The organism is Pedobacter nanyangensis (assembly GCF_003313505.1).
GTDB classification, from domain to species: Bacteria; Bacteroidota; Bacteroidia; order Sphingobacteriales; family Sphingobacteriaceae; genus Pedobacter; species Pedobacter nanyangensis.
Genome location: NZ_QMHO01000005.1, coordinates 300,621 through 311,111, shown reverse-complemented (window position 1 = coordinate 311,111; position 10,491 = coordinate 300,621). Strand labels below are relative to the sequence as shown.

The following is a 10,491-nucleotide window of genomic DNA, read 5'->3' as shown; positions in this document are numbered from 1 at the left end:
CCCCCTGCCGTAAACCTCGTAGGTTTTCCTTTGCTCCATTCCCATCAAACCTACGAGGTTTTTCCCACCGCATAAAAGTATTTTCGCTGCTATCGGGTTTAAATAACCCAAGCCGGTGCAAAACACCAACTTTGCGTTCGTGGCGCATATCTTACTTTTCTTTACGGTTAAATTCTATTTTTTGTAACCGCAAAAATATGCGCATAACCTCGTGCTTATCGTTTTTTTAGTTTCTCCAATACCTTTTCCAGATTGTTTTTATCGTTCACATAAGGCTGCAAATCAAATAATTTCACTACCCTAAATTCAATGGGATGGCTTTCGCTTTGCAGGGCAATATAGCCACCAGTTAAGGGTTTGCCGTCTTGCTTTATTTTTGGGTCGAAATTACCCACGCCACTACCGCCAATTTTTGGATGGGTATAGGTTAAAACGGTATCTCCATTGATAATGTGTTTGATGATAGAATCGCCCAGTACCAAAAACTCTGCAGTAACCCATTGTTCGCCATGATAGGTTTTTGAACTGCTGTTTAAACAATGTGGTGTAAACAAACTGTCTCTAATTTCGATAGTGGTTCCCGGCGTACAAACATTGCCAGTTGGGCGTTCATCTTTGCCATTTCCACCTAAAAATTGTCCTTCTATAGAAATGGGAAAGTTCTGGTCTTTGAGCATCGTTGCAGGATCTTGGCAATGTAGCATAGCACCACTGTTTCTTAAGGCCCATTCTTCGCCGCCTTTTGCCTGCTGGCCCACAAACCTGTATTCCACCTTCAAAAGGTAATTAGAAAAAGGCTTTTTGTAAAAAATATGCCCGTATTGCTTATCAAAGTTTTCGTAACCATCATATTTTACTTTCATCAACCCATTCTCTACATAAAAAGTATTGCCAAAATTCTCATTGTATTCGTGCTTGGCAATTTTGATGTTCCAATCTTTAAGGTCTTTTCCGTTGAAAAGATTGATCCACCCTTTTTGGGCGAAGCCATGAAATGAGCTGGATAGTAATATCGTTAGGAGCAGGAACCGAAAGTATTTAAGCATCTTGGTTGGGATTACGTTTAAGATCAGAAAATCCTAAGATAGGACAACAAGATTAAACTTACAACATTAAGTTTACCAGCCACCACCGGCGCCACCACCACTGCTGCGCCCGCCACCCCAGCTACCTGAAGAGGACGATGATGAGGAGGAAGAGGAGGAAGAGGAGGAAGAGGAAGAAGAAGAAGAGGAACTGGTGCTGCGTACCAGTTTGCTTAGAACCACTGTTTCAAGGACTATTTTATGATTGCAAAACTGGCATACCTGTACGCGTTCCGCTTCGCCAGCACTGCTGTAAGTAGCCGCTTTAATGGTTTTTAATTCTGGTTTTGCTAATGTAATGAAATTACATGCTTCGCAACGGCTATAGTTAACCGCCTTTTCCCCGGGCCATTCTATAATTTTTATTTCATTAGGTTGGTTACCAAGCCAAATCTGATAGCTTTTCACCTTAAGAAGTTCTTCTTTGTATTGCCCGTCACTCAAATAAGGTTTGCCATTCCTATTTTTATTGCGGTCTACCCGTTGATAGTTTTCAAAGCCCTCGGGAGCAATAAGCTGTAGTTTTAAGGCTTTGTTTTTGGCGTATTGCCTGGAGAAACCTATCAATGAAAATGGAGCAAAAGGGATTAAAAAGCGCATTTTTTTGAGATAGGCTTGCATGGCTTCCAAATAACTGGCTACATCTACGTGCTCGCTTTTGATGACTTTTCGGCCAGTGTTAAATCGCATGGTGAGTGTCAATGAAGCAATTAAGGCTAATAGCCAAGGGATATATTTGAGCTTAAACAAAGCGAATATATTCAAGTTCAGAACTACAAAGAGGAAAATGCCGCCAAAAACAGCCAAAAAGATAATGAAGCAACCGGCTACAATGCTTTTAGCTTCAAAATCGTCCTTTTTAATAGGCCTCGTGGCTTTAGGTACTAAACGATTGGCGAATTTAAGTAGGCCAAAATAGGCTAGAATGACTAAAGCAATGGCGATTAAACTGGTACTATTTCTATCCACAAAAGTGGGCGGTTTAGGTAGGAGAGCGTTTAGTTCAGCTACACCATCAGGGCTGCTCAGTACTTGTTCAATCACTTTTGAAGCCGCTATAATCCCCTGTCCGTAATTCCCTTCCTTAAAATCTGGAACTAGGGCCCTTTCACCAATCTGTTTTAAACGGACATCGGGAAGCAGACCTTCGATACCAGAACCGGTAATGAAACGGTATCGCCTTCGGTCTTTGGCCACTAAAAGTAGTAAGCCATTGTTGGCCCCTTTTTTACCAATGCCCCAAGTACTAAATAAGGTATAAGCAAAATTGAAGTCATCATCCTGTGCGGTAAAATCATTAATCACCACAATGGCATATTCTACTTTGCCTGTTGCTTCGATCCGCTTGGCAATTTGGTTCAGCTCATCAATTTCACTGTAAGTTAAAATCCCATCTGGATTACTTACATATTGATCCTGTCCTTGTTTTTTAGGGTCTGGAACAGTTTCAAAAGTGTATTGCCTAGCCCAGGAAATAAGTGTAAGAAAACTTAAAATTACTGTCGTATAGATTTTCGTTTTAAGCATTCTTGTCAGGTATTAATGTGACAAAAAAGGTTGCACTTTTTCAAGGGCAAAATTCAGCTGTTCTTCTTCCGTGATATCGGTGTTGTCCAGAATAATGGCATCTTCGGCACGCGTTAGCGGACTTTCCTCTCTGGTAGTGTCTGCATAATCGCGGTGCGCCAAATTCTCAAACACTTCTTCCAGCGTAATGTTCTGGTCGCCTTTGGCCACCATTTCCTTATACCTGCGTTCCGCCCTGATTTTTGGATCGGCGGTCATGAAAAACTTTACCTGTGCGTCGGGAAATACCGCAGTGCCAATATCCCGCCCGTCCATCACAATATTTTTGGATTTGCCCATTCTCTGTTGCTGCTTCACCATTTCTTTCCTTACCTCTTTAATGGCTGAAACTGGGCTAACCGCTTCGGAAACGGGCATTAGCCTAATTTCCTCCGAAACTTCTTCGCCATTGAGCGTGATATGAGATTCGTAATCCTTGGAATTAAAATTTAGTTCGATGTGTTGTAGTGCATCTATAACCGCATCATGGTTTTCCAAATCTACTTTGTTGCGTAAAAAATAAAGGGTAATGGCTCTATACATGGCGCCGCTATCTATATAAATAAATCCTAGTTTTTTTGCTAGGGCCTTTGCCAATGTGCTCTTTCCGCAAGATGAATAGCCGTCTATTGCTATTACCAGATTTTTTCTCATACTTGGCAAAGATAATACTGTTGGAACTACTTAATGAAATTAAAGCTACATTTGTTGAGATGTTACCAGAGCAATCAGAAATATTAAAAGTTGTTAGTTTTAAAACCTCAAGAAGCGGGGGAAAAGGTGGCCAGCATGTCAATAAAGTTTCCAGCAAGGTAGAGCTGATTTTTGATATTGACGATGCTGATTTTTTCTCTGAAGAAGAAAAGCGGCAACTGAAAGAAAAGCTTGCTGCCAGAATAGACAGCGAGGGCTTGCTACATGTAGTTTCTCAGGAAGATAGAAGCCAGTTCATGAACAAACAACGGGCTGTACTTAAATTAATAGCCATTTTAAAGGCCGGGTTGCAGGTTCGTAAAGCTAGGAAAGCTACTAAAATTCCCAAGGCTGTTAAAGAAAAACGCTTGGCCAATAAAGCGCAGCTTTCGCAAAAGAAAGAGGGCAGAAGGAAACTTAATTTCGATTGATGGGCTTTTCTGGTATTTTGTGCCACTGCAAGGTACAAAGCAATTTATATTTTACTTTATACTTGATCACTTTAAGATTGTTTCGTGCCTCGCCATCAGGCCTATCTCAAAGTATCGCATAAAAACAGCCACAGATACAAATTGAAATCCTGTGTGGCTGTGCCTAAAGAAAATAACCTTAATTCTTAATTAAACCGATAAAACATCGAAATGCTGCCGTATTGGTGGGCCTTGGCACTGCTCTTAATTTCCTTTGATTGGAAAATCAAACTATAGTCTATCGTAAAACGAGGGCTGCTGTAATTAAAGCCTAATTGTTGCGAAAATACCAAAGGCTTGGTGTCAAAAGTAACAGGACTTTTGTCGTTAAATAAACTGCCCTGAATGGTGGCATCGTAAGCAATAAGGTTTAATTGAGGTTTGGCATAAAAGTAAAATTCACGCTTCTTCAGCTTCTCGGTTTTGCTTTTATTGGAAATGGCCGCCTGGTAATGGGCAGTGTTGAAAAGCTGGTTAATGTTGCCCGCTCTAAACAAAACACCTAAACCTGCATTGTTGTAGGTAGTTCCCACATTGGCATAGGTGTCTAAAATGAAATCTACGGAGCTGCTGCTATTGCGATGAAGCAGTTTGGCAAATTGAATACTGGCGTTTGCCGAAAATTCGTTAGCAATTTGGTATTCCCAGCCTTGTACTTCGTAAAAACCAACAATACTATGTAGCAGATCTTGTGCTTCTTTACCCAGGGCATCGGGCCCTACCACGCCTAAGTTCAATCCAACTTTCAAAAGGCTTTCTTTTTTATAGAAGAAACCTGCCTGTGCACCCCCGTACAAATATCCGGCAAAAGGCCTGTCGTGCGTTTTTGGATCCGGGCGGTAGCCTGAGTAAGGATTGTACATTTTTTGGCCGGCAGAAATTTCATAGGTCACTTTTTCCAAATTTCCCTTAAGCTGCTGCTGATCAAGCGCTCTCCTGAAATAAATGAAAAGACCATTGGTGTAATAACGGTCCTGGCCGTACCACAAGTAGGCATCGTTATCACTTTTAAAGCCAAACTCGTTCTTGTGCTCTTGCGCAAAAGAACTATAAACAGTAGCTAAAATGGCAAGGGCAGCCAGAACAAGTTTTTGGTACATTTTTTAATTGGTACTAGTTTTAGTTTTTATGCTTAAATCAATAGCGTTTTTAACCCTGTCTTTGGTTAGCGCTAAGTTAATAACTTCTTGCATTTCGGTTACATAATGGAACTTTAAATCCTTGATGTAATCTTCCTTGATTTCCAGGATATCCTTGCGGTTAGACTTGCATAAAATGATTTCTTTGATATTAGCACGTTTAGCGGCTAATATCTTTTCTTTAATTCCGCCTACAGGAAGCACTTTTCCTCGCAGGGTAATTTCGCCGGTCATGGCTAAATTAGATTTAACTTTACGTTGTGTAAATACAGAAACCAAGGCCGTTAACATGGTAATACCTGCGGAGGGCCCATCTTTTGGCGTAGCTCCTGCTGGAACGTGGATATGGATATCGAAATTGTCAAAAACCTCGCGGCTAATGTCAAATTGCTGTGCATGTGCTCTGATATAGGCCAAGGCTATCACGGCCGATTCTTTCATTACATCGCCCAAGTTTCCGGTTAAGGTGAGTTTCCCCTTGCCAGGGCTTAAGCTAGCCTCAATGAACAAAATGTCGCCGCCTACCTGTGTCCAGGCTAAGCCGGTTACTACACCAGCTACTTCGTTGCCTTCGTAGGCATCTTTGTCAAAAATAGGGGCGCCCAATATGCGCTCAACATCTTTCAGGTCTAAAATAGGTTCGTATGGTTCATCCATGGCAATTTTGGTAGCAATGCCACGTACCAGCGAGCCAATTTTTTTCTCTAAACCACGCACGCCACTTTCTCGGGTATAATCTTCGATCACCTTTTCGATAAGCGAATTTTTAAGGGTGATTTGCTTAGTTTCTAAACCATGCACCTCTTTTTGCTTAGGCAACAGATACTTTTTAGCGATCTCTATTTTCTCTTCAATGGTATAGCCGTTAACCTCAATAATTTCCATACGATCTAATAAAGCAGGTTGGATGGTGCTTAGCGAGTTTGCGGTAGCAATAAAAAGCACATTTGAAAGATCGTATTCTGCTTCTACATAATGGTCGTTAAAGGCGTTGTTTTGTTCGGGATCAAGCACCTCAAGCAGCGCTGATGAAGGGTCGCCGCGAAAATCGGAGCCTACTTTATCTATTTCGTCCAGTACAAACACAGGATTATCGGCACCTGCCTTTTTGATGGATTGGATAATGCGCCCCGGCATTGCGCCAATGTAGGTTTTGCGATGTCCCCTAATTTCTGCTTCATCTCTAACGCCACCCAAAGCCATACGTACATATTTGCGATTAAGCGCTTTTGCGATAGATTTACCTAGGGAAGTTTTACCTACTCCCGGAGGGCCAACCAAACATAAAATTGGGGCTTTCATATCACGTTTTAACTTTAGCACCGCTAAGTATTCGATGATGCGCTGTTTTACTTTTTCTAAGCCGAAATGGTCTTTGTCTAAAATGCGTTGCGCTCTTTTTAAATCAAAATTATCTTTGGTGAACTCGTTCCAGGGAAGGTCTAAAAGCAATTCCAAATAATTCATTTGGATAGAATAATCGGGAGCCGCCGGGTTCATACGACCTAGCTTTTCCAATTCCTTGTTAAAATGGTCGGCAATGCTGGCATTCCATTTTTTCTTTTTACCTCTGGCCTGCAAGGCTTCAAATTCCAAATCGGCGGAGTTGCCCAATTCCTCTTGGATGGTTTTTAGTTGTTGGTTAAGGAAGTAATCACGTTGTTGCTTGTCCAGATCAGTACGTACTTTCGACTGGATTTGGTTTTTAAGCTCCAACATTTGTAATTCTTGCGTGAGCAAATCCATCACCATTTCGGCACGTTTACGCAAATTGCCCATTTCAAGCATTCGCTGCTTGTCGGCCATTTCGGCATTCATGTTGGAGGAAATGAAATTGATCAAGAAAGAAGTACTTTCAATATTTTTCAGGGCAATTCCGGCCTCGCTGGGGATATTTGGCGAAAGCTGGATGATTTGGCTCGACATTTCCTTGATGGCAGCCACCAAGTTCTTAAATTCCTTGTCGTTTTTATGCTTGGTTTCGGTAAACTTGGCCACTACAGCCTTGATAAAAGGCTCAGTTTGCACTTCCTGCACCAGCTGGAAACGTTGTTTGCCCTGTATAATTACCGTGGTATTCCCGTCGGGCATTTGAAGCATTTTGATGATATTAGCTACCGTACCTACACCGTGAAGCTGCTCAAATGAAGGATCTTCGATGGAAACATCTTTTTGGGCCACTACGCCAATCACTCTATCACCTTTATAGGCCTCTTTAATCAATTTTATTGATTTGTCTCTACCTACGGTAATAGGAATAACCACGCCGGGAAACAAAACGGTATTTCTCAAAGGCAGGATAGAAAGTATTTCAGGAGTTTCCTCACTGTTCATCTCGTCTTCATCTTGCTGCGACATTAACGGAAAAAACTCAGTATCTTCGTTTATGATAGGTAAAGTGTTAAAATCAAACGGGTCTTGTTTGCTCATTCAGTTTGTATATTAAAATTGGCCGACATTATGACAGCGTCAGCACTTAAATTTATCAAATATGTTGTGGTGTGAGTAGTTTCAACTCCTGTGCCAAAAATCATAATTGTTGGCCATAAAACAATTGTCATCAAAAAAACGGCAAAAAAGTCATGCGCAATAAATCTGTTTAATAAAAATCATATTTAGCAAAATTGTACGTTTATTGATATTATTGCACAATAAAAGTAAATTAGTATAACATTTTTAATTTAACGATGGAGTACGTAGATTTACCTAAAACACTTTTAATGAAATTCCTTACAAGAACTTATCTATTATTAATCGCTATTTCATTTGGGCTGCAAGCTAATGCTCAAAGCAATTTCGAGAAACAGGGTACGCAAGCGTGGATGAAAGGCGACTTTAAAAACGCAGTTGTTTTATTAGAAAAAGCCGAAGCTAAGGACCCAGGCAATATCAACGTACTCAAAATGTTGGGCTATTCTTATTTCCAAAATGGCGATTTTGAAAATGCGATAGCGGCATACACGCGGTTGATAGCCATAAAACCTACAGATTATTCGGCCTATTATTACAGAGGAAAAGCTAGGTTGAATATTGCCAACGCCCCTAAAGAAGCGTTGAACCAAATGCGTGAAAGTTTTTACACCGCTGCCATTAAAGATTTTTCAAAAGCAATGGAAATTAGTGGCGAGGAAGATGTTCAGATTTTACAGAACAGGGGAGTAGCCTACAAGGACTATGGTATTTTTAAATCTTACAAAATCAAAAAATCAGCGGAGAAGGCAGCTTGTGTTTCTCTTTTCAATAACTCGATCGCCGATTTTCAGAAGATTTTGACCATGCAGCCGTTAAAAAAGGATGTCATTTCGCTCATCGACTACGTGAAAGCGCAAATTTCTAGCTTGAAGTAATATCTTATTTGCTGAAATTGCCCACTATGCGGTACGTTTTAGGGGCTAGGAGCTTTATTTTTTGCGCACTTTGTACCATGTACAGGCTGTCTGGATAGTAAATGAGTGTGTCCTTGGCCAAATAAAGCCGGTTTTCAGAAGATTTGTAGATTTTAATGCTGGTGATTTTATTGCCAGTTTTAAAAATCTCGAGCTTTTTTACGGGAATTTTTTCGTTTGTAGTTGTGTAGGATATCCCATCACCTAAAGGTTTGATCGTGAACTCCCCGCGCCACGAAGCTTTGTTGATATCGGCAGCTTCAAATACCGCCAATTCACTTTTCCAGTTAGCTATTTGAATAGCTTTCTGCTCAGTTTCCCCCTTGGAAAGTACCTGTTTATTTACGGTGGGTTTTGCTTGCTGTAATCGATTTGCTTCTTTCTCGAAATAGCCTTTAAGGTCAAAATATAAAAGCGTACCTGTACTTTGGTTCTCTCGTTTAACACAAGAGAACAAGCCAAGTACAAGTAAGCCTAAAATGTATTTTTTCATCTGGTTATGATCTGTATCCACTTTGTGGCGGTAGTTAAACCAAACAATTGCCTGTCATAATTTCAGGAACTGGAATGCCCATGATTTTCAATACAGTTGGGCCAATATCGCCTAATTTACCGTCGGCTATTGATTTGAAATCTTTATCAATCAAAATACAAGGGACTAAATTGGTGGTATGTGCAGTATTTACAGAGCCATCGTCATTGAGCATAAACTCAGCATTTCCATGATCGGCAAGGATAATGAACGAATAGCCGTTTGCAATTCCAGTTTGTACTACGGCCTGGGTACAGGCATCAACCGTTTCTACCGCTTTAACTACGGCATCAAAAACACCCGTGTGCCCTACCATATCGGGGTTAGCAAAATTTAAACATACAAAATCAGGCCACTTACTTTCCAATTCCCTAACGATTGCTTCGGTAATTCCGGCAGCACTCATTTCTGGTTGTAAATCATAGGTGGCCACTTTTGGAGAAGGAACCAAGATTCTTTTTTCGTTCTCAAATTCTTTTTCTCTGCCACCGGAGAAGAAGAAGGTTACATGAGGATATTTTTCCGTTTCTGCAATTCTGATTTGTTTTTTGCCATTTGCGGCCAAAACTTCACCCAAAGTGTTGTTTAAATCATCTTTAGTGAAAACTACGTTTACGTTTTCAAAGCTTTCGTCGTAAGTAGTCATGGTTACGTAGTACAAGGGTAGCTTGCACATGTTCTGTTCAGGGAAATCTTTTTGGCAAAGTGCCTGTGTAATTTCCCTGCCTCTGTCGGTACGGTAATTAAAACAAATAACCACATCGCCTTCTTTAATGGTCGCCGTTGGATTGCCTTGTTCATCTACAATAACCATAGGTTTGGTAAATTCATCGGTGATGCCTTCTGCATACGAATGTTGAACCGCTAATTCAGGACTGGTAAACTTCTCGCCAATGCCGTTTACCATTACGTCGTAGGCTAGTTTTACCCTTTCCCAGCGGTTATCCCTATCCATGGCATAGTACCTGCCTACAATACTGGCAATTTTACCCACCGATTTTTCTAAATGTCTGTCTAATGCGGTGATATAGTTTAAGCCGCCATTTGGGTCTGTATCCCTGCCATCCAAAAAAGCGTGCACAAAAACCTCGGTTAGGCCATTTTCTTGGGCAATATCGCACAGGGCCATTAAATGATTAATGTGAGCGTGTACACCGCCGTCAGATACCAACCCCATAAAATGAACAGGCTTATGGTTGGCTTTGGCATAAGCAAAAGCATTTAAAAGGGTTTGGTTATGGTTTAAAGTTTTATCTGTAATAGCCTTGTTGATGCGCCCAAGTTCTTGGTAAACCACACGACCGGCACCTAAATTCATATGGCCCACTTCTGAATTTCCCATTTGCCCAACCGGTAACCCTACCGCTTCGCCAGAGGCCTCAAGCTTTGAGTTGGGATAGTTAAGCAGTAGCGAATCAAAAAAAGGAGTATTGGCGGCATAAGCAGCATCAGATTTGTCCTTATGTCCGTAGCCCCACCCATCAAGAATTAACAGTACCAGTTTTTTAGCTTCCATTATTATCGTTTTGTTTTATGCTTTGTTTTACGTTGTTTTGCAAATATACTTGAAATTAAGCCCTAAACCCAATATTTTATATTTAAAAAACGGATAAATGGCAT

The 10,491-nt window shown here is 40.8% G+C and carries 9 protein-coding genes; 2 read left to right on the top strand and 7 right to left on the bottom strand.

Annotated features, from left to right (window positions below):
• Positions 1-215: 215 nt before the first annotated feature.
• The 3 genes from DUT71_RS11580 to cmk all read right to left on the bottom strand — a co-directional run bounded on the left by DUT71_RS11580 (position 216) and on the right by cmk (position 3,305).
• Positions 216-1,046, bottom strand: coding sequence for a 3-keto-disaccharide hydrolase (locus DUT71_RS11580; RefSeq protein WP_113662693.1), 831 nt, complete (start codon positions 1,044-1,046; stop codon positions 216-218).
• A 72-nt stretch (positions 1,047-1,118) separates the two neighbouring features.
• Positions 1,119-2,612: a TPM domain-containing protein gene (locus DUT71_RS11575; RefSeq protein ID WP_113662692.1), complete on the bottom strand. Its 1,494-nt coding sequence runs from the start codon at positions 2,610-2,612 to the stop codon at positions 1,119-1,121.
• A 12-nt stretch (positions 2,613-2,624) separates the two neighbouring features.
• The gene (gene cmk, locus DUT71_RS11570) at positions 2,625-3,305 is read right to left on the bottom strand and encodes a (d)CMP kinase (protein WP_113662691.1); all 681 of its coding nucleotides are present in this window, start codon (positions 3,303-3,305) and stop codon (positions 2,625-2,627) included.
• A gap of 2 nt (positions 3,306-3,307) precedes the next feature.
• Here cmk and arfB point away from each other — a divergent pair, with 2 nt between their 5' ends.
• On the top strand, positions 3,308-3,775 hold the full coding sequence (gene arfB / locus DUT71_RS11565) for an alternative ribosome rescue aminoacyl-tRNA hydrolase ArfB (RefSeq protein WP_240186912.1): 468 nt from the start codon (positions 3,308-3,310) through the stop codon (positions 3,773-3,775).
• Positions 3,776-3,960: 185 nt separating this feature from the next.
• Here the strand turns inward: arfB and DUT71_RS11560 are convergent, their stop codons facing one another.
• Both DUT71_RS11560 and lon read right to left on the bottom strand, forming a co-directional pair.
• Positions 3,961-4,914 carry a lipid A deacylase LpxR family protein gene (locus tag DUT71_RS11560; RefSeq protein WP_113662689.1) on the bottom strand — a complete coding sequence of 318 codons (954 nt, stop codon included), beginning with the start codon at positions 4,912-4,914 and terminating at the stop codon, positions 3,961-3,963.
• A 3-nt stretch (positions 4,915-4,917) separates the two neighbouring features.
• Entirely contained in the window at positions 4,918-7,383 is a 2,466-nt protein-coding gene (lon, locus tag DUT71_RS11555; protein ID WP_113662688.1) for an endopeptidase La, read from the bottom strand.
• 290 nt (positions 7,384-7,673) lie between these two features.
• Between lon and DUT71_RS11550 the strand changes: the two genes are divergently transcribed.
• Positions 7,674-8,300, top strand: a complete 627-nt coding sequence (locus DUT71_RS11550) for a tetratricopeptide repeat protein (RefSeq protein WP_113662711.1) — start codon at positions 7,674-7,676, stop codon at positions 8,298-8,300.
• A gap of 4 nt (positions 8,301-8,304) precedes the next feature.
• On the opposite strand, the gene DUT71_RS11545 is transcribed toward DUT71_RS11550, so the two are convergent.
• Both DUT71_RS11545 and gpmI read right to left on the bottom strand, forming a co-directional pair.
• The gene (locus DUT71_RS11545; RefSeq protein ID WP_113662687.1) at positions 8,305-8,832 is read right to left on the bottom strand and encodes a hypothetical protein; all 528 of its coding nucleotides are present in this window, start codon (positions 8,830-8,832) and stop codon (positions 8,305-8,307) included.
• A gap of 34 nt (positions 8,833-8,866) precedes the next feature.
• Positions 8,867-10,387 (bottom strand): 2,3-bisphosphoglycerate-independent phosphoglycerate mutase, encoded by a 1,521-nt coding sequence (gene gpmI / locus DUT71_RS11540; protein ID WP_113662686.1) that lies wholly within the window; start codon positions 10,385-10,387, stop codon positions 8,867-8,869.
• Positions 10,388-10,491: the final 104 nt, after the last annotated feature.